Source organism: Gillisia limnaea DSM 15749, assembly GCF_000243235.1.
In the GTDB taxonomy this organism is placed as follows: Bacteria; Bacteroidota; Bacteroidia; order Flavobacteriales; family Flavobacteriaceae; genus Gillisia; species Gillisia limnaea.
Genome location: NZ_JH594606.1, coordinates 1,867,107 through 1,888,024 on the forward strand (window position 1 = coordinate 1,867,107; position 20,918 = coordinate 1,888,024).

15 protein-coding genes are annotated in these 20,918 nt (G+C 38.6%); 6 read left to right on the forward strand and 9 right to left on the reverse strand.

Annotated elements, in window-relative coordinates; genetic code table 11:
- Nucleotides 1–214 precede the first annotated feature (214 nt).
- From GILLI_RS10120 to GILLI_RS10140, 5 genes are all read right to left on the reverse strand, one after another.
- Nucleotides 215–1,414 carry an SH3 domain-containing C40 family peptidase gene (locus tag GILLI_RS10120; RefSeq protein WP_006989018.1) on the reverse strand — a complete coding sequence of 400 codons (1,200 nt, stop codon included), beginning with the start codon at nucleotides 1,412–1,414 and terminating at the stop codon, nucleotides 215–217.
- Between the two features lie 4 nt (nucleotides 1,415–1,418).
- The gene (locus GILLI_RS10125; protein ID WP_006989019.1) at nucleotides 1,419–2,444 is read right to left on the reverse strand and encodes a dipeptide epimerase; all 1,026 of its coding nucleotides are present in this window, start codon (nucleotides 2,442–2,444) and stop codon (nucleotides 1,419–1,421) included.
- Nucleotides 2,445–2,459: 15 nt separating this feature from the next.
- On the reverse strand, nucleotides 2,460–4,088 hold the full coding sequence (locus GILLI_RS10130) for a glycoside hydrolase family 10-like protein (RefSeq protein WP_006989020.1): 1,629 nt from the start codon (nucleotides 4,086–4,088) through the stop codon (nucleotides 2,460–2,462).
- Nucleotides 4,089–4,164: 76 nt separating this feature from the next.
- Nucleotides 4,165–4,983, reverse strand: a complete 819-nt coding sequence (murQ, locus tag GILLI_RS10135) for an N-acetylmuramic acid 6-phosphate etherase (protein ID WP_006989021.1) — start codon at nucleotides 4,981–4,983, stop codon at nucleotides 4,165–4,167.
- A 177-nt stretch (nucleotides 4,984–5,160) separates the two neighbouring features.
- Nucleotides 5,161–6,456 (reverse strand): sugar MFS transporter, encoded by a 1,296-nt coding sequence (locus GILLI_RS10140; RefSeq protein ID WP_006989022.1) that lies wholly within the window; start codon nucleotides 6,454–6,456, stop codon nucleotides 5,161–5,163.
- 421 nt (nucleotides 6,457–6,877) lie between these two features.
- Here GILLI_RS10140 and lepA point away from each other — a divergent pair, with 421 nt between their 5' ends.
- Nucleotides 6,878–8,674 carry a translation elongation factor 4 gene (gene lepA / locus GILLI_RS10145; RefSeq protein WP_006989023.1) on the forward strand — a complete coding sequence of 599 codons (1,797 nt, stop codon included), beginning with the start codon at nucleotides 6,878–6,880 and terminating at the stop codon, nucleotides 8,672–8,674.
- A gap of 152 nt (nucleotides 8,675–8,826) precedes the next feature.
- Here lepA and GILLI_RS10150 read toward each other — a convergent pair whose 3' ends face one another.
- Both GILLI_RS10150 and GILLI_RS10155 read right to left on the reverse strand, forming a co-directional pair.
- A complete protein-coding gene (locus GILLI_RS10150) occupies nucleotides 8,827–10,857 on the reverse strand; it encodes a cation:proton antiporter (protein WP_006989024.1) in 2,031 nt (676 codons plus the stop codon).
- Nucleotides 10,858–10,994: 137 nt separating this feature from the next.
- Nucleotides 10,995–12,839, reverse strand: coding sequence for a cation:proton antiporter (locus GILLI_RS10155; RefSeq protein WP_006989025.1), 1,845 nt, complete (start codon nucleotides 12,837–12,839; stop codon nucleotides 10,995–10,997).
- Nucleotides 12,840–13,160: 321 nt separating this feature from the next.
- Here GILLI_RS10155 and GILLI_RS10160 point away from each other — a divergent pair, with 321 nt between their 5' ends.
- The 5 genes from GILLI_RS10160 to GILLI_RS10180 all read left to right on the forward strand — a co-directional run bounded on the left by GILLI_RS10160 (nucleotide 13,161) and on the right by GILLI_RS10180 (nucleotide 19,727).
- Nucleotides 13,161–14,024 carry an MBL fold metallo-hydrolase gene (locus tag GILLI_RS10160; protein WP_006989026.1) on the forward strand — a complete coding sequence of 288 codons (864 nt, stop codon included), beginning with the start codon at nucleotides 13,161–13,163 and terminating at the stop codon, nucleotides 14,022–14,024.
- Between the two features lie 74 nt (nucleotides 14,025–14,098).
- Nucleotides 14,099–15,778, forward strand: coding sequence for a S8 family peptidase (locus GILLI_RS10165; protein ID WP_006989027.1), 1,680 nt, complete (start codon nucleotides 14,099–14,101; stop codon nucleotides 15,776–15,778).
- Nucleotides 15,779–15,781: 3 nt separating this feature from the next.
- Nucleotides 15,782–17,620, forward strand: coding sequence for a M1 family metallopeptidase (locus GILLI_RS10170; protein WP_006989028.1), 1,839 nt, complete (start codon nucleotides 15,782–15,784; stop codon nucleotides 17,618–17,620).
- A 102-nt stretch (nucleotides 17,621–17,722) separates the two neighbouring features.
- Complete coding sequence (gene rnpA / locus GILLI_RS10175; protein WP_006989029.1) at nucleotides 17,723–18,112, forward strand: ribonuclease P protein component; 390 nt, start codon at nucleotides 17,723–17,725, stop codon at nucleotides 18,110–18,112.
- Entirely contained in the window at nucleotides 18,093–19,727 is a 1,635-nt protein-coding gene (locus tag GILLI_RS10180) for a S41 family peptidase (RefSeq protein WP_006989030.1), read from the forward strand. Before rnpA ends, GILLI_RS10180 begins: the two co-directional genes overlap by 20 nt.
- Nucleotides 19,728–19,815: 88 nt before the next feature.
- Here GILLI_RS10180 and GILLI_RS10185 read toward each other — a convergent pair whose 3' ends face one another.
- Nucleotides 19,816–20,259 (reverse strand): GNAT family N-acetyltransferase, encoded by a 444-nt coding sequence (locus GILLI_RS10185; protein WP_006989031.1) that lies wholly within the window; start codon nucleotides 20,257–20,259, stop codon nucleotides 19,816–19,818.
- A 45-nt stretch (nucleotides 20,260–20,304) separates the two neighbouring features.
- On the reverse strand, nucleotides 20,305–20,739 hold the full coding sequence (gene rpiB, locus GILLI_RS10190; RefSeq protein ID WP_006989032.1) for a ribose 5-phosphate isomerase B: 435 nt from the start codon (nucleotides 20,737–20,739) through the stop codon (nucleotides 20,305–20,307).
- Nucleotides 20,740–20,918 lie beyond the last annotated feature (179 nt).

Below are 20,918 nucleotides of genomic sequence, written 5' to 3' on the forward strand. Positions count from 1 at the left end.
ACTTACTTTGCGTGAAATGAAATGCACTTAAATCGCTGATTATCTAAGGTTCACAAGGCTTTGTCACTCTTTTTGCCCTTGTGCCTTCGTGGCCGTTTTCGCAGGTAGCTTAAACTCTTTTCGCCTTCACTTTTTTCTTTTCTGCTTTACATGAAAAAGAAAACTCCTAAATTGTTAGTACACCTGTTTACTGCAGGCAGTTTCACAAATGCTGTTAACCTTTCTTACCAAACAACTCTGAATTTTCCAGCAGGATGATGTTGGGATCATCTTCAGAGACCAGTCTTTTGGTGCGCAGATATCTGTTGTAGTTGAATTCGTCAAAATCTCTGGCAGTACTATCTATAGAACTTACACGCACCCTTCCGCTGGAATGGATAAATTGATTGTTGCCAACCCACATGCCCACGTGTACCACCTTTTCTGAAGTAGTATCTGTGGCAGGCCTTCCGAAGAAAAGAAGATCTCCTGGGATAAGGTTCTCAAAGTTTCGTGTGGAATCTACCAAAGTACCCGTATGCACCTGCTGCGAAGCATCCCGGGGGATGATCATCCCGTTGAGGAAAAAGATGGTTTTGGTATACCCGCTGCAGTCTACCCCTTTTGCTGAGGTACCTCCCCACAAATAGGGAAGCCCCATCAATGCTCTTGAAGTTTTTATAAGGTTCTCTGCGGAAGGATCCAGTTGGGCAATCCATTCATCATACAATTGTGCGGCTTCCTTTTGAATATAGGCTGTCACACCGTCTGGGTATTTGACTTTGTAAAAGTTCTCCTGTTCTTCCTGCAGTTCTAAAATGCTTCCTGCCACAAGATCTGTAACCACTGGGGAAGTTGTATTGGCTTCTTCATAGGCAAACCCAAAAGGCTGTTTAAAGACTACTTTAGAGATGTTCTTCCAGTTCTGGAATTCCTCATCGCTAAGCGTTTCCAGGCCACCACCATCTACCCAGGACAGGTATTTATCTGGGGTTTGCACCAAAAACCATTCATTTTCTTCCTTTAAAACTTTGAGCGGAGTTCCTAAAGTAGCCTGGGTGGCCAGTTCTGCGGAATGTGCAGGATTGGACCTAAGATTGGCTACCGAAATTTTTACCAGGGCATTAGAAGCATTTTCCATCATTTTTCCCGGAAGAAGCTCAATACTGTCTATGAACACAATATTTTTCTGTTCCAGCCTGGAACGAAGGCTTTGCACAGCTTCCGGAAGGTTGGATTCCCCATTGAGGATCAACCCTCCCTCATTTCCCATGGCTTCCACCTCAAAACGGGCCACCCTTTTATCTGGCACAAATTCTCCCGAGACCTCAGCAATAACATCCCGGGCAGTTATTAATTTTTTGTTTTCTTCGGAAGAATTACAACCAAATACCAATACCGCGGTAAGTAAGGTCAAAGCAAGTTTTTTGAACATAAATCTAAGTTTTTATTGTCCTGTTTATCAATTGTACACCGGTGCCGTTCCTATCGGGAAAAACAACTTTTCCATCTAAGATCTTCACACCTTCAGCTATATCATTTTTTAAGAGTAAAGCCCCATCCATATCTGCATAATCCAGCAAAGGTAGTAAATGCGCAATTGCTGAGATTCCTACCGTAGACTCTGCCATACATCCCACCATAACTTTCATTCCAAGTTCCTTTGCCTCTGCAATCATCCTTCGGGCCGGTGTGAGGCCGCCACATTTGGTAAGTTTTATATTCACTCCATGGAAATAACCCGCACATCTTGCAATGTCTTGTTCTGCTATGCAGCTTTCATCTGCAATTACCGGTAAAGAAGAATATTTATATACCTTTTTCATTCCTTCCCAATCCTCTTTCGCTAAAGGTTGTTCTAAGAATTCTACGTTGAGATCTTTGAGGATCTCAGCATTTTTTATCGCAACATCTGCGGTCCAGGCCGCGTTGGCATCTACTCTAAACACTACGTTGGTGTGCTTTCTCAATTCTTTAATGATGTCTACATCACCCGCTGTACCCAATTTGATCTTGTAGAGCGGCCAGGGAAAATCCTTCATTTTCTGTACCATTTTCTCAACAGTATCAATACCAATAGTATAATTTGATAGTGGAAGCTGTTTCAAATCCAGTCCCCATAATTTGTAAAGCGGAAGGTCTTTCCTTTTCCCGTAAAGATCGTGCATGGCAATGTCCAGGGCGCATTGTGCAAAAGAATTTTCCTTTAAGTAGGGTTGGGTAATTTCCCAAAGTTCTTCCGGCGTTTTATGAATATTATCCGCAATTAAAGGTTCTATCTCCTTTATCGCTGCGATCATACCTTCTACGCTAACACCATAGTAGGATATTGCTGCAGCCTCCCCATAGCCTGTATAGGCTCCATCGGTTAAAGCAACGATGAGGGTTTTTTGAAAATTCCTGGAACCATGGCTTATGGTAAAAGTTTCTTTCAGTTCAAGATCAAATGTGAAAAAATTCAGCATTGGTTTCATCAATTATTATCCTCCAACCGAAACTTCGATAAAATTACTTTCATTTCCTGTTCTGTCCACGGCAGTAACTCCAATATCCGTAAGATGAGACCCTTTTTCATTTTTATTCAGAAGGTATGATAATTCGAATGAATTTTGAGTGCGGTTTAAAATTTCATAATTCCAAACCCCTTTATATTTATAATACACTACCCATTTAAAAACCTCATCTATACCCGAATGATCCCAGTTTATTTCGACCTTATCCTGTAAAACTTTTACCTCCACATTAGGAGCTGCTGGCAAAACAGCGTTCATCCAAAGACTTGCAGGAACCAGGGCCTCTTTTTGATAAGGACCTTCCAGCAGTGCTTTGGAAACATTTGGATATTTAATAAGCGGACCTATGCTCCAGTGTACACTTCCTTTGCTTTCCGGTAACATTCCACGGGTGAGCATAATTTGGTTGATAGTTTCATCTACATTAAGCGCATCGCCACCAAAATCTATATTTATTCCCGGCCATAAATGGCGGTTTTGCAGATTTTCGCTTTCCCACCATCCCAAAAGCACCGGAAAACTTTGCTTGGTTTGGTTAATTTTCCAATATAGCTGCGGGGAATAATAATCTATCCAACCTTCGTTTAACCATAGCCTGGCATCGGCATATAATTCGGTATACTGATCCATTCCTGCAATTGATTTTGGAAACCCAGGGCGATAAATCCCAAAAGGACTAATCCCAAATTTCACTTGTGGTTTTTCAGCCTTTATCTCATTGTAGATTCGTTGCACGAAGGTATTTACGCCATCCCTTCTCCAGTCTGCTTTTGATAGTTTTCCACCTGATTTTTGATAGGCTGCAAAACTTGCTGCATCTGGAAAATCTGCTCCTTTATTATAAGAAGCATACGGATAAAAATAATCATCAAAGTGGATTCCATCAATATCATAACGCTTCACGATATCCATTACTACCGCAGCGGTATGGTCCTGAGTTCCTTTTTTTGATGGATCCAGCCAGTACATGCCATTTTTTAACCCTACCACAAGATCTGAATGCGTTTTAACTATTGAGGCATCTGTGATCTTTCCTCCTGTAGAATGGTGTGCTCTGTAAGGATTTAACCACACATGCAATTCCATTCCCCTGTCATGAGCCGCTTCTATCCAAAAATGTAAAGGATCGTAAAATGGTTCCGGAGCTTTCCCCTGTTCCCCTGTTAGAAAAAAGGACCAGGATTCAAGCGAACTTTTATAAAGGGCATCTGCCTGTGGCCTCGCCTGAAAAATCACTGCATTATAATTATGTTTCTTTAAAAAATCAAGTAAAACAATCGCTTCCCTTTGTTGTTCGCTGGTTGATAAACCCGATTTGCTTGGCCAGTTGATATTGGCTACCGTAGCAATCCAGGCTGCACGAAATTCCCGCATTACAAAAGGAGCATTGTTTACGATTTGGACAGGAGTCACCGCTGTTTCCTCCCCGGGAATCTCGTTTATGATCACGGATTCCGGGAGTTCTTCCTGTTTTACCGGAGGAATTTCAGAGACCTGGGGTTCTGAAGGTTTTGCAGGAATATTTTTTTTTGATTTACACCCGGCCATTACAATCATAAATACCAATGCAATAAGGATAAGTTTTCTATTCAACATAGGAATTTATTTGTATAAAATATTTAAGGCGAAGTTATTTTTATTTGTTCAAATTTAAAACTAAAAGAACCGTATTTTAATCCCTGCTTTTCTTTAATACCTCCCGAACATTTTTATGCTCTTCAAGCAGGTTTTGCGCGATAGTTTCGTCTACATTCAGTTCCTCCATGATCATTCGAACGCCGCGTTCTATAAGCTTTTTATTGCTTAACTGCATATCTACCATCTTGTTTCCCTTTACCCTTCCCAGTTTTATCATAACCGAAGTAGAGATCATATTTAGCACCAGTTTCTGAGCTGTTCCCGATTTCATCCTGGTACTTCCGGTAACAAATTCCGGCCCTACTTCAATTTCTATAGGATATTGGACCTCTTTTGCCAGAGGGGAATTTTTATTGTTGGTTATACATGCTGTTATTAGTCCTTTTTCCCTGGCTTTCTTTACTCCTCCTATAACATAAGGCGTAGTTCCTGAAGCTGCAATGCCAATGACCAAATCATTTTTATTGATTTTGAATTTCTGAAGATCTTCCCATGCACCGTTCGAGTTGTCTTCGGCATTTTCTACCGCTTTTCTAAGGGCAACATCGCCCCCGGCAATAAGGCCAATAACGACATCATCACTAACCCCAAAAGTAGGAGGACATTCTGAAGCATCCAAAACCCCAAGCCTGCCGCTTGTTCCGGCTCCAATATAAAATAACCGTCCACCCTTTGCTATTTGCTGCACAATACTATCAACGAGAATCATGATTTTGGGAATTTCAGCCTCGATGACCTCTGGAACGGTTTTATCCTCCCTGTTCATATTTCGAAGCAATTCTTCAGTGCTCATCAATTCAAGATCCTGGTACCTGGAGCTTTTTTCAGTAGTGGGTTTATTTTGATCACTCATTATTTACAATATAAATAGTATTGTTTTTCAGGGATAAAACCACTGAAAAAGATTGTTGCTTTCCTTTCCGGGAAAATTTCCATGATCCGGATGGAAATTTGCGCAAATTGATTCTATGATTCTAACGTTCACAGAGCTTTTTGTATTGCAATTCCATTGCCGACTTATCCAGGAAAATTATAGGTTTCTCCCTATTTTATGACCTTTTGAGGCAAAAAACAGAATAAAGGCATAACAAGGGATCACGATCCAGTATGCCTGTTGTGGATCAAACATATCGGCTAAACGTCCATAAAATAAAGGTAAAATTGCACCTCCGGCAATTGCCATGATCAAAAATGAAGAGCCTATCTTGGTAAATCTCCCCAACCCAGCGATCGCCATTGGCCAGATTGCCGGCCATACCATCGCATTTGCAAGGCCCAGTAAGGAAATCAATAAAACGGAAATAAACCCATTGGTATAAATGGCCCCCAAACCTAAAATTATTCCCAGGACGGCCGAGACCTGCAAGGCGCGTTCCTGTGCAATGTATTTTGGGATTGTAAAGATCCCGATTATATAGCCTATAATCATTGCGATTAGTGTGTAGGAGGTAAATGCTTTTGCATCCATAAGCGGGATTCCCTGCTCGGCTCCATAGCTTATCACAGTATCTCCGGCGATGACCTCTACCCCAACATATAAAAACATGGCAAGGGTTCCCAACAACAAATGCGGGAATTGAAAAATATTCTTTTTATTGATATTGGATTTTGCCACAACTTCATCTTCAGAATCTGTATCTACTTCGGGTAATGGAGAAAAGTAGATCCATACCGCAAGAATGATAAGGACGCCCATCATAATAAGATACGGGACCACTACCCTTTCCGAAAGTTCATTCAACACAAGTGCCTTTTCAGCAACATCCATCAATTCCAGTTCTTCAATCAGGTTATCTGTATTTTTAAATACAATTGCTCCAAGCACTAATGGCGCAAGGGCTCCCGCTACTTTATTACATATTCCCATAATACTTATGCGTTTTGCAGCACTTTCTATAGGACCTAAAATCGTGATGTATGGATTTGCAGCAGTTTGCAATACCGCAAGGCCGGTTCCCAGAACAAATAATCCCAGCAAAAAGATCTCATAGGTTCGCGTATAAGCAGCCGGCACAAAAATAAGTGCACCCACGGCCATGACCAACAATCCTAAAGACATTCCTTTTTTAAACCCGGTAACCTTTAAAACCCAGGCCGAAGGCAGGGCCATGACCAGGTAAGAAATGTAGAATGCTGTTACCACGAAGTAAGACTGAAAGTTGTTGAGTTCGCAGGCGATCTTAAGATAAGGTACAAGGACTGAATTTAGCCAGGTTACGAATCCGAAAATAAAGAACAGGGCTCCAATAATAATGATGGAACGATTGGTTCCCTGCCGACTTGTATTTCGGGGAGTTGCAGTACTGGCTAAAGATTGATCTTTCATAGAGAACGGGGGTTTTTATGAACTACCTGTGAGCAAGCCCGCAGGGATAAAAAATATAAATCCTTCCTGAAGTTCAATGAATGCATGAGGAAAATTCAACCTACTGTTTGCATTAAAAAATCAGGCGTATTCATCGGTTAAAATTAACTTTCTTTTAGGAAAAAAAACAATCTTTTTCAGTTTTATAAGATCCTGGAGAAGTTTCAGCTTCACCTGGGAGTTTTCAACTCTATATTTCTGAATGTATCTTTTCTGGAAGAATGTATGTTCATTAAATTTAGCTGAAAATAAATCCGCAGAAAGACCGGAAATTCTGCTCCCGCCTTGATAAGAATAATTCTTTAAACACTTATAAAAAAACTATATTTGTAGCTTTAAACTTATGGCGCTGTTTAAGGGCCACTCACTTTGAAATTGACAGATGAAGAACATACGTAACTTTTGTATAATTGCCCATATTGACCACGGTAAAAGCACCCTGGCAGACAGATTGCTGGATTTCACCGGCTCTGTTACCGACCGTGAAAAACAGGAGCAATTGCTGGACAGCATGGATCTGGAGCGGGAACGCGGGATTACGATTAAGAGCCACGCCATCCAGATGAATTATACCTACAAAGGCGAAGAGTATATTCTAAATTTAATAGATACCCCGGGACATGTGGATTTTTCCTATGAAGTATCCCGTTCTATCGCGGCCTGTGAAGGTGCTTTGCTTATTGTAGATGCTGCTCAAAGCATTCAGGCACAAACTATTTCCAACCTTTATCTTGCCCTGGAAAATGATCTTGAAATTATTCCGGTTTTGAATAAAATAGACCTTCCAAGTGCAAATCCCGAGGTGGTTACAGATGATATCGTGGAGTTACTTGGTTGTAATAAAAGCGACATTATTCCTGCAAGCGCCAAAACAGGAATTGGTATTGAAGAGATCCTTTCTGCCATTATTGAGCGTATTCCGGCTCCTACAGGAAAACCCGATGCACCTTTAAGGGCATTGGTATTTGATTCTGTTTACAATCCGTTTAGAGGAGTTGAGACATATTTCCGTGTATTTAACGGATCGATAAAAAAAGGCCAGCAAATAAAATTTGTGGCTACAGATAAAAATTATTTTGCAGATGAGGTTGGAACACTTAGGTTAAAACAATTTCCGCGTCAGGAAATTAAAGCCGGAGATGTAGGGTATCTTATCACGGGGATTAAAGATGCTCGGGAAGTAAAGGTAGGTGATACCATTACCGATGCAAAAAATCCCACTACCGAAGCTGTTTCAGGTTTTGAAGATGTGAAACCGATGGTTTTTGCAGGTATTTATCCGGTAGATACCGAAGAATTTGAGGATTTGCGTTCTTCCATGGAAAAATTACAGCTGAATGATGCTTCGCTAGTTTTTGTTCCTGAAAGTTCTGCGGCCCTTGGTTTTGGATTCCGTTGTGGGTTTTTAGGAATGTTACACCTTGAAATCATTCAGGAAAGACTGGAGCGGGAATTTGACATGACGGTGATCACTACGGTTCCCAACGTTTCCTATCATGCTTTTACACATAAAAATCCCGATCAGGCGATCCTGGTTAACAATCCAACCGATCTTCCAGAGCCTTCCAGCCTTGCTCGGGTGGAAGAGCCTTTCATAAAAGCCAGCATTATCACCAAATCTGATTTTGTAGGCTCTGTGATGTCCTTATGTATAGAAAAACGAGGACAAATTACGAACCAGACCTATTTAACCCCGGAACGGGTTGAGCTTAATTTTGATATGCCATTGGCAGAAATAGTATTCGACTTTTATGACCGGTTAAAAACCGTTTCCAAAGGCTATGCTTCCTTTGATTATTCCCCAATTGGGATGAGAGCTTCCAAATTGGTGAAAGTTGATATTCTCCTTAACGGAAGTGTGGTAGATGCACTTTCAGCCTTACTTCACGTGGATAATGCGTATGACATAGGTAAAAAAATGTGTGAAAAACTAAGGCAACTAATCCCCAGACAACAATTTGATATTCCTATACAGGCAGCAATTGGTGCTAAAATTATTTCCAGGGAGACCGTTAAGGCTCTTAGAAAAGATGTTACCGCTAAATGTTACGGAGGAGATATTTCCCGAAAAAGAAAGCTTCTGGAAAAGCAGAAAAAAGGTAAAAAACGTATGAGACTGGTTGGAAATGTAGAAATTCCGCAGGAAGCATTTATGGCCGTTTTAAAGCTGAATGATTAATAAGCTGAAAGATCTTCCTTAAGCAAAGAAAATTCAAATAGACCTTAAAAGCATACTCCAATTTATCAGTTACCCTGGAGCAAGTTCAAGAGATATGTAAAAACCCCTACAGATTTTAAAATCTGTAGGGGTTTTATTTTATTTAAAAAGGCTTACTGTGGAAAAACCATGATCTTTGCATTTTCCTCAAAATACGTTTCCATTTTTAAAGGGATTTTATCGAGAACTGGCTGGTAGGCCACACTGCCTTTTCTTGCGCTAATAAGCATGATAATATCTTCGGGTTGAACATTTTTGGAAATTATAAGGAAGTCTTCCCAGTCATTAAATTCATTAAATTCAAACGGAGCTCTTAAATTTAATTTAGCTGTAAGTTCCTCAATGGCGGACTGGGTTTTCTTTGTGCCGTTCACAATTATGGGTACACTTAACTCCTCTGAAATTTTAATGACCTTTTTCACCCAAAGCTCAAAACCCTCCATATCTTCAGATCTTTCGGGAACCGCAAGGATAATTTTTTGATGTGTTGCCCAGGGTTTATCGCTCTGGCAAAGAAATATGGTTTTGGTAGTATTTTCTATTATACCGCGCATTTTTTCACCTATCACCTTATCTTTCCCGGAGCTTGTAGGCCAGCCCATAACAATTAAATCGGCGATAAGTTCCTTGGATTTTCTGGAAATTCCGTTGGCAACATCCTGATCTATAGTAGCAGTCACATTTACAGCAGTTTCCGTAGCAGAGGCTTGCTTTATATAATCCTCCAGCTTTGTTTTTGCCTGAGCGATGTTTAGTTCTGCTTCCTCATCGTTGGGAACAACGGTAAGAATAGAAACCGGATTTATAGAACTTTTATCTTTTATAAGAATTGAAAATTCCAACAGTTTTTCAAGATTCACCATATTGGCCAATGGAAGTAAAATACTTTCCATTTTATAACTTTCAGATTCCTTTATCTCCTCCGGATTTGTTTCTTTAGCTTCAGCAACCATGATTTTTGAAGCATTTTCAGTTGCTAAAGTTGCAACAATTGAAGTTATTAGTATAAGTATAATGGTTCCGTTTAAGATGTTGATATCAATTATTTCGGCATTATATCCTACAATAATTACTGCCAGGGTAGCCGCTGCGTGCCCGCTGCTTAAGCCGAAGATCACTTTGCGTTGTGAGGCGGTATATTTAAAAACGTATTGAGTGAAAAATGCTGCAAGCCATTTCCCTAAGATCGCAACCACAGAAAGCGTAATTGCGACGACTATAGCCATATATCCTCCAAAGATTACGCTTATATCTACCATCATACCTACGCTAATAAGGAAAAACGGAATAAACAGGGAGTTCCCCATAAATTCAATTCTGTTCATAAGAGCCGAGGAATGAGGAATTAATCTATTAAGGGCCAATCCTGCCAAGAATGCTCCAATAATGTCTTCTACCCCAGCTAATTCAGCCAAAAAAGCAGCAAAAAACATCACGGTGAGCACAAAAATATAATGGGAGTGTTTTTCTTTTTCAAGCTTGGTGAAAAACCATTTTGCTATTTTTGGTACTACAAAAAACATGATCAAACAAAAGATCGTGAGAGAGATTACGAGTCGTATCCAGAAATCCAATGTTAAACCACCTTCCTGGGCATTTCCCATAATTACGGCCAGGATAATAAGCACGGCGGTATCGGTTAAAATAGTACCACCAACGGTAATTGCCACAGCCTCATTCTTGGAAACCCCCATTTTACTTACAATAGGATACGCTATAAGCGTGTGAGTTGCAAACATACTGGCGGTAAGAAAACTGGCGTTAAAATCATACCCCAACAAATAGAAACATACTGGAAATCCTATAGCAAGTGGCAATGAAAAGGTGAAAAGCCCAAAAAGAAAACTTTTATTCCGGTTGATTTTAAATTGATTCATATCGAGTTCCAGCCCGGCGATAAACATAATATAAAGCAGACCTATTTTTGAAAATAGATCGATCGCTGCATTTTGCTCTAACAGGCCAACGCCAAAAGGACCAATAAAAATACCTGAAATAATCAATACGATTATTCCGGGTATATTGAGTCTTCTGAATAATATTGGGGAAACCAGAATTATTAGTAGAATTAGTGAAAAAACAAGCACCGGATTGCTAAAAGGCAATTCAAATTCGTGGTATAAAATCTCTAAAAATTCATCCATTTGAAAACTTAAGAATTGTTATAAAAATCCCGCTATAAAATTATTCTGAAAAAATATTTGCCGCGGATTTAAAGAATTGAACGACAAATTTAACAGTGAATTATCAAAATTTTGACAAAAAATTCATAAAATATAAATCAATGTTTTTCGGCGGCAATTTCTTCTTTTTTAATTTGTTTTCCAAGATAAACAAGTTGTGAACCTTCGTCTATTTGAATTTCGGAGTTATTGGATGGGATGATCCTAAGTTCGCCTTTTACTCCTTTGATAAATAAGGGTACGATATCGGGATCGGTTTTTGAGATCTCGATCAAGCCTTCATAATGTTGTTTACTGTTGAGCTGGATTTCATTAATTTTAGGATAGTTTCGTGATATTTCGGTGAGTTTTATATAATCATCGGTATGAGAAAAAAGGCCTTCGGATGGATTTATTTCAGGATCATTCATCTCATCAGAAGAGATCAAACGGTAGGATCCCTTTTCCCCAAATTGCTTTTTAAACCTGTTAATAGCAGTTTTATTGATGTCACTATTTCCTGTCATGGACATTAAGTATCCAATATCATTTAATTCTATATTATTAAAAAGATCATCGGCATAAACACTACCCTCAAGGGCATCCAATCCTAACTTCTTAGCTTTTTTAATATTATCGTTATTACTATCAACCAGCACCACGTGCCTGTTATTATCCTGAAGATATTTTGCAATAAGCCTCGCCATAGAAGAGGCACCAATAATCAAGATCCCTTCTGCATTCTTGACAAACACGCCCACCAATTTTGCAAATAACCGGGCGGTAGTAGCATTTAGCAATACAGATCCCAAAACCATCATAAATACAAGCGGAGTAATGTATTCTGCTCCGGGAACCCCTTCTTTTACAAGTCTTAGTCCAAATAAGGAGGCTATACCGGCCGCCACAATTCCACGCGGGCCAACCCAACTTATAAATGCGATTTCATTTATCTTAAGTCCGGAGTTTATAGAGCTCAATATCACTCCCAGCGGTCTTACAATTAGAATAACCACTCCAAACAATATCAAGGAGTTCCAATTGAAGATTAATTCCAGTTCTTCAATTTCAATATTTGCAGCCAGCAGTATAAATAAAATCGAAACCAAAAGAACGCTAAGAGATTCTTTAAAATACAAAAGTTCCTTGATATTGGGCAAGTTTTTATTACCCATAACCATTCCCATGATCACTACTGCCAATAATCCACTCTCATGAGCAAAGGTATCTGCCAGTACAAATACCCCAAGTACGGTTGCCAGGATAAAAACATTTAACAAATAATGAGGGATCACATTTTTCTTGATCAAATAAGCAAGAACATTGGCAAATGCAAATCCAAAGGTAAACCCGAATAAAAGTATTTTTCCAAACTCACTAAGTGCGGTTGCTGTAAAATCCTGCCCACCTTCAACCCGGATAAATTCGAATACCAAAACGGCAATAAGCGCTCCAATTGGGTCGATTAAAATCCCTTCCCATTTAAGGATAGAGGAAACATGTGTTTTAAGAGGGATATTTCTTAAAATAGGAGAAATAACGGTAGGCCCTGTTACAATTATGAGGGCTGAAAACAGAAAGGAAATTTGCCAGGTAAATCCAAGAATAAAGTGTGCAGCAAGACCCGCACCAAAAAATGTCACCGCGACACCTACACTTATTAGTTTAATAATAACAGGTCCAATATTGCCCACCTCACTTTTTTTTAAGGTAAGCCCACCTTCAAATAAAATTATTGATATTGCGAGGGAGACGAAGTAAAACAGACTTTCTCCAGGAAATAAACCCTCTGTTCCATTCCATATGGGTTCCAGCCATTTCGTACCGTCTTCAGAAATAAGCGTTGAAAAGGGACCAACAAAAAGGCCTATTAAAATAAGGGGTAAAATTGCCGGTGTTTTTGTTTTCCAGGCCAGCCATTGGGCCAATATTCCAAGTATAATTAATCCTGCAAGCTCTACCATTATGTGAAATTATTGATTGGTATTTTAAAAAAAAATTGAATTTGCCGTAAAATTAATGTTTATAATAAAACTTTAGGGACTTAAACCCTGTCAAGTTAAGCTTTTGAAAAACAAGCTTTCTATTATTGAAATGTATGTTAAATATTCCCGGGAGATTCCAAAGTCTTGATAAATGTCTAATGGTTTTAGTAATTTGCGGCTATAAATAAATTACCCCAAAGCATGCTCACGAGGTATTGACAAGGAAAAAACACCCAAAATCTCGATGGAATCAAGCCCAAACGGGTTGGTTAATAATCGGGGATTAAAAAATTAATTTTCATGAAATTATACCCAATAGAAGCAGGAAATTTTAAACTGGATGGAGGAGCCATGTTTGGCGTTGTTCCAAAAACTATCTGGAACCGCACAAATCCAGCAGATGAATCTAATTTAATAGATATGGCCGCGCGCTGTTTATTGATAGAAGACGGGGATAAATTAACCCTTATCGATACAGGAATGGGGGATAAACAAAGCGATAAATTTTATGGATACTATAATCTTTGGGGGGACGAGTCTATAGACAACTCCCTAAAAAAATATGGTTTTCACAGAGACGATATCACTGATGTTTTTTTAACCCATCTCCATTTTGATCATTGTGGAGGCTGCATTCAATGGAATAAGCAAAGAACGGGCTATGAACCTGCATTTAAGTATGCGCGTTTTTGGAGCAACAAGGACCACTGGTTATGGGCAACCGAACCCAATGCCAGGGAAAAAGCTTCCTTTTTAAAGGAAAATATTATTCCTATAAATCAAAGCGGAAGACTTCATTTTATAGAAAAAGATCCTTCGCAACAATTCACCAATGTACCCAATTTAGGTTTTGGTGTATTTTTTGCAGATGGGCATACCGAGAAACAAATGATCCCAAAATTGGAATATAAAGGAAAAACCATCGCTTTTATGGCAGATTTGCTTCCTACCGCGGGCCATATACCTTTGCCGTATGTGATGGGTTATGATACCCGGCCTCTAATAACTTTATCCGAAAAGGAGTTGTTTTTGAATACCGCGGCAGATGAGGGTTTTTATTTATTTCTCGAACACGATGCTCATAATCAAATAATAACCGTAAAACACACTGAAAAAGGTGTTAGACTGGATCAAACCTTTACCTTTAATGAACTTTTTGAATAATGCAAGTCTTTATCAGGCGCTTTTCTTTGGATAAATCACGTTGAAAATTAACAAACAACAATAAAAATTAATATATGAAAATACCGGTTTTTAAACCTCTACTTCTTACAAGTCTAGTCTTATCACTAGCCGGATGTAGCAGCACTTCCTCTTCAATTCTTTCCACTCCCATTGAAAATATAGATGAACTTCCTTTAAAGGTGATCCCTTTAACCGATTCTCAGCTAAAATATTGGGGTGAAGCAGACCTTTCCACCGATACAATTCCGGGAATGAGCGTAAACAAGGCTTATAATGAAATTATTAAAAACAAAACCGGAGCTTCGGTTATTGTTGCCGTGATAGACAGCGGAGTTGATATTACTCATGAAGATCTAAAAAGCGTTGTTTGGGTAAATAAAGATGAAATTCCCAACAATGGTAAAGATGATGACAATAACGGGTACATCGATGATATTCACGGCTGGAACTTTTTGGGGGATGCTGTAAAAGAAAATATGGAATACACTCGTATTTACAAACGCCTAAAACCTATCTATGACGGCAAACCTGCCAGTGCTATAAGCACTGCAAAACGCGAAGAATTTGCGCTTTATCAACGTGCTAAGGCAGAGCATGAAAAAGAGTATAATGAAACCGTTCAATCCAGGGATCAATACCAACAAATAAAAGAGCAATTGGTTCCCGCGCACGCTGCGGTATCTTCAAAATTAGGAAAAGAGGATTATACAAAGCAGGAATTAGCGGCAATGCCTGCAGAAACAGACCAGATGAAAAATTATAAAGGGATGTTAATGCAAATCCAGAACAATGTGAATGAAAACATTCCGGAAGCCATTAAATTGTTGGAAGAGGGACTTACCTATTTTTCAGACCGGTTGGATTCACATTTTAACCTTCAGCTTGACGGAAGGGCAGTAGTAGGGGATAACCCATACGATATTACCGATACAAAATACGGGAATAACCAGGTTGCAGGTCCTACAAAAGATAAGGAAGATATTAAACATGGTACACACGTAGCAGGAACAATTGCTGCCAAAAGAAACAATAACATTGGAATAAACGGAATTGCAAATAATGTGAAAATAATGGTTTTACGAGCCGTTCCCGATGGAGATGAATACGATAAAGATATTGCACTTGCCATACGTTATGCAGTAGATAACGGTGCCAAAATAATAAATACCAGTTTCGGAAAATATTATTCTCCAAATCCGGAATGGGTAACCGATGCTATTATCTATGCAGCTGAAAAGGATGTCCTGATCGTGAATGCATCTGGAAATGAAGGTTTGGATCTTGAAACCAAAAGGGTATATCCAAATGACCAGCATCCCGGTGCCCCTGCGGAAATATCAAATAATCTTTTAAGTATTGGAGCGCTTAATTATGAATACGGATCTGACCTTATAGCAGGATTTTCAAATTATGGTAAAACCAATGTGGATGTGTTTGCTCCCGGAGTAAAAATTTGGTCCACCACTCCAAACAATACCTATGAGTATTTACAGGGAACTTCTATGGCTGCTCCGGCAGTTTCAGGCGTAGCTGCCGTTATCCGGTCATTTTATCCAAAATTGACCGCACAACAGGTAAAACAGATAATTATGAATAGTGGTATTTCTACAAATGCCACCGTGCTTGTGGGAGAAGGAAAAAGTCAGAAAAAATTCAAAGATCTTTCCGTTTCGGGAAATATGGTTAATTTATACAACGCATTAATTTTAGCAGATAAAGTTTCAAAACAGTAAATTATGAATAAAATTTTAATAGTCCTCACAGTTTTATCCGGATTCTGGGCCTCTGCCCAAAACAATATTTCTTATTGGCAACAACAGGTTGATTACAAGATGGAAGTGGATATGAATGTTGATAATTACCAATATACCGGAACCCAGGAACTGGAATACACAAATAATTCCCCGGATACCTTAAAAAAGGTATTCTACCACTTATTTTTTAACGCCTTCCAGCCTGAAAGCGAAATGGACGTAAGATCCAGAACAATTGCAGATCCTGATAGCAGGGTTGGGGATCGTATCTCTAAACTATCTAAATACGAACAAGGATTTTTAAAGATAAATTCCCTTACGCAAAACGGAAAAACCTTGTCCTATAAAGAAGTTGGGACCATCCTTGAGGTAGCATTGGACAAACCTATACTTCCTGGAGAAAAGACAACTTTTAACCTGGAATTTACAGGACAGGTGCCGGTGCAAATTCGTCGTTCTGGAAGAAATAGTTCAGAAGGGGTTGCACTTTCAATGACCCAGTGGTATCCAAAAATAGCTGAATATGATTTTGAAGGATGGCATGCAGATCCTTATATAGGAAGAGAATTCCACGGAGTGTGGGGAGATTTTGACGTTAAAATAACCATCGATAAAAGCTATATTCTAGGTGCAACAGGATATTTACAAAATCCACAGGAAATAGGATATGGTTACGAAAAAGAAGGTGCCAAAGTAAATCGTAAAGGTGGTAAAAAACTCACCTGGCATTTTATAGCGCCAAAGGTGCACGACTTTGCCTGGGCTGCAGATCCTGAATATATTCACGATAAAAGAACCGCTGCAGATGGAACAGTACTACATTTTCTTTATAAAAATAACCCTGATATAAAAGAAAACTGGAAAAATCTTCAGCCTAAAACAGAAGCTTTATTGCTGTACTTTAACGAACACATTGGGGAATATCCCTGGGATCAATATTCTGTTATCCAGGGTGGTGACGGTGGAATGGAATATGCAATGCTTACCCTTATTACCGGAGAACGTACTTTTGGAAGTTTGGTAGGAGTTACCGCTCACGAACTTGCACACGCCTGGTTTCAGCATTTAATGGCAACCAACGAGAGCAAGCACGAATGGATGGATGAAGGATTTACTTCTTATATCTCCAGTCTTGCAATGAATGAGGTTATGGAAGAGAACAAAGAAAACCCCTTAGAGGGAACCTACCGCGGTTATACCAGGTTGGCTACCTCTGGAATTGAACAGCCACAGTCTACCCACTCAGACAGGTACCAATTAAATGCTGCTTATGGAACCAGTGCCTATTCAAAAGGTGCTATATTCCTTTCTCAACTTGGATATGTTATTGGAAAAGAAAACCTTCAAAAAACAATCCATCGTTATTACGAGGAATGGAAATTTAAACATCCTACACCAAATGATGTTATAAGAATTGCTGAAAAAGTATCCGGAGCTCAACTGGGCTGGTATTTAACCGACTGGACCCAAACGACCAATACGATAGACTATGCAATAAAAGAAGTTACTGAAGCTGAAGGTGAAACAACAAATGTTACGCTTGAAAGAATTGGCCTGATGCCGATGCCTATAGATCTAAAAGTGGTTTATAAGGATGGAACCGAGGAATTGGTTTATATCCCATTGAGGATGATGCGCTGGCAAAAACCAGCAGAGAATGCTACCAAAAGAATTGTTGCAGAGGATTGGGCCTGGGCATATCCAACCTATACTCTCAAGTTGAATAAGCCCAAAGCTCAAATAAGCAAAATCATCATTGATGATTCCCAAATGATGGCGGATATCAATCGTGAAAACAATGTTTATGAGTTAAAGGAATAAATTGATATAGAAAGTCTTTTTAATAAGTCCTACTAAAAGAAAAATCCGTTTTGGGAATTCCCGAAGCGGATTTTTTTAATTTAGCTGTCTAATAATTCAACCATGAATGAAAAGTTTCCTTCTTCAGAAAAACTGAAAAGCAAAATCCTTATAGACCGCTTATTTTCAGAAGGAAGATCTATAAAAAATTTCCCCTTAAAGCTCATTTATCTACCCCTAAAAGAACCTTCAAAAACCTGTAAAACAGGGGTTTCGGTTCCTAAAAGAAATTTTAAAAGAGCTGTGGACCGCAATTATTTTAAGCGATTAATGCGTGAAACTTTCAGAAAAAATAAATATCTTGTAGAAAGCAATCCGGAACAAAAATATGCGATGATGTTTGTTTATACCACCGCTAAAAAATTTGATTATCATCAAATAAATACCTGTTTGATCCAGATTTTGGAAAAATTAAAAGAAAAGGAGGCATCTCATGAAAAAATCAATAATTAAAACAATTGGAATTGCGGTTCTTGGAATTGCCGTTCTTATTGGAACCACAGGTTTTAAATCTGATTTTTTTGCAATCGCAAAACAGTTGGAGATCTTTACAACCCTGTTCAAGGAGCTAAACATGAATTATGTAGATGAAACCAATCCCGCAGATTTGATGGATACGGCCATAAAGGCAATGCTGGAAGATCTGGATCCCTATACAAATTACTGGAATGAGCAGGATGTGGAAGCAGCAAGAATGAATACTGCAGGTGAATATCAAGGTATAGGAGCTGCGGTGAGGATACGGGAAGACAAGTTTACCATCATGGAAACCTACAAAGATTTTCCTGCAGATAAAGCTGGTTTAAAGCCGGGAGATGAAATAATACAAATCGATGGAATCGCTGTAAAGGATTTCAAAGAAGATGCGGGACAACTGCTTAACGGAGCTCCAAATTCTGAAATAACCCTTACCTATCTCCGGCAGGGGAAATCCCAATCTACTACCTTAAAAAGAGGAACTGTTGCACTTAAAGCTGTTCCCTACTATCAATTGTTGGAAGACAAGACAGGTTATATTGTTTTAAGCCGGTTTAATGAAAATGCTTCTAGTGAAACTATTAAAGCCCTAAAAGATCTGGAAAGTCAGGGAGCAAATAAGATCATTCTCGATTTGCGGGGAAATCCAGGCGGGTTATTGAGTGAAGCTATTTTGGTGAGTAATATTTTTCTTGATAAAGGTCAATTAATCACCGCTACAAAATCTGTGATAGAGAAATACAATAAAGAATATTTTACTCCAAATGAGCCCATCAATACTAAAATTCCATTAACTGTTCTGGTAAATGGGCGAAGCGCATCTGCAAGTGAAATTGTTGCAGGGGCAATACAGGATCTGGACCGCGGGGTAGTGGTAGGTGCCAGAAGTTTTGGAAAAGGACTGGTACAGCGACCAAAGGAGCTTGCATACGGAACTCAGTTAAAATTGACAATCTCACGTTATTATACACCCAGCGGAAGATGTATTCAGGCATTGGATTATAGAGAAAGGGATACCCAAGGAAATGCAGTAAGGACCAGAACAGAGGATTATAATGAGTTTAAAACAAGAAGCGGAAGAAGTGTTTTCGACGGAGGTGGAATCCTGCCGGATGTAACTTTAAAGACTTCAGAATATAGTGCAATAACTAATGCATTGCTGGCTAGCAATGCACTTTTTGATTTTGCTACAACCTATTATTATTCGCATAAATTGGAAAATCCTGAAAGTTTTCATTTTAGTGATGCAGATTATAATAAATTCAAGGAACATCTAAATAAAACAGGATTTAGTTACCAAACCAGGACGGAAGTGGAACTTAATAAAGCTATGATCACGGCTAAAAAAGAGGGTTTTGAAGAGGAAACTATTGATAATTATAAGGAAATATTGGTAGAAATAGAAGCGGCTAAAAAAGAAGAACTCGATGCTAAAAAGCCAGAGTTAGTCAGTTTATTAACAGATGAGATTATTAAAAGATATTTTTATCAGGAGGGATTGTATGAATATTATGTAAAACATAATCCTGAAATTCTTGAAGCCAGGGACATCCTTAATAATCAACAGCGTTATAAGGCTATTTTAAAGTAAAAATGAAATTAATTGTGTTCATTAATCATTATTTATACTTCAATAATACCTAGTTATGCCACTCTTATATAAATGATAAAAGGTTCCCTCAGGTACCTTTTATCATTGCAATATGTGGTATACCATCTTCCAGATATCCTTCCCCTGATTGAATAAAACCGTGAGTTTCATAAAACCTGATTAAATATTGCTGCGCAGAGAGCTTGATATTATTACTCCCGTATTGGTTTTTTATTTGGTTTATGGAAGCTTTCATAATGTCGTGTCCAAATCCATATTTTCTATACTTGTATTTTACAATCACTCTGCCAATAGCTGCTTCATCAAAATAGTATCCCGGTTCAAAACAGCGCGTATAAGCCACCAGTTCATCTCCTTCAAAACCCATCACGTGGATCGCTTTGCTGTCTTTTCCATCGATATCCTGGTATACGCAGTCCTGTTCTACCACAAAAACCTCAGACCTTAACTGCAAGATCTTATAGAGCTCATCCAAATTAAGTTCCTTAAATGTTTTTATTTTTATATTCATTTACAAAAGCAATTAAATAGTAGTTATATGGATAAAGGGCCTTATTTATTTTACCAACGGAATTTTTGCAACCCTATTTTGATGCCTACCTCCTTCAAAATTTGTGTTTAGAAAAATATCTACCATATCAATTGCCTGGGTTTGTGAAACAAACCTGGAAGGAATGCTTAAAATATTAGCATCATTATGCTGCCGCGCAAGTTTGGCTATTTCAGTACTCCAGCACAAAGCACAACGAATTCCCTGGTGTTTATTGGCGGTCATAGAAGCTCCATTTCCGCTCCCACAAATAATAATTCCTAAATCAACTTTTCCGTTTTCAACATCACTGCCAACAGGATGAACAAAATCCGGATAATCTACACTTTCTTCGGAGTTGGTACCATAATTAACAACCTCTATTCCTTTAGATTCAAGATAAGCCATTATAGCATGTTTGTATTCGGTTCCTGCGTGATCGTTTCCAATTGAAATTGTCATAACTATGATTTTTAGTTTAGCAAAGGTAAAAAATGGCTTGTTAACTGAAATTTTTTTGATTGTTAATTACTAACTGCACTTCCCTTATTTTAAAGACTTTGAAAATATTGACAAATTGTGGATAACCTTTAGTTAGAATCTAACAACCAAATTTGGATAAGTCGGTAAAATTTAGAATA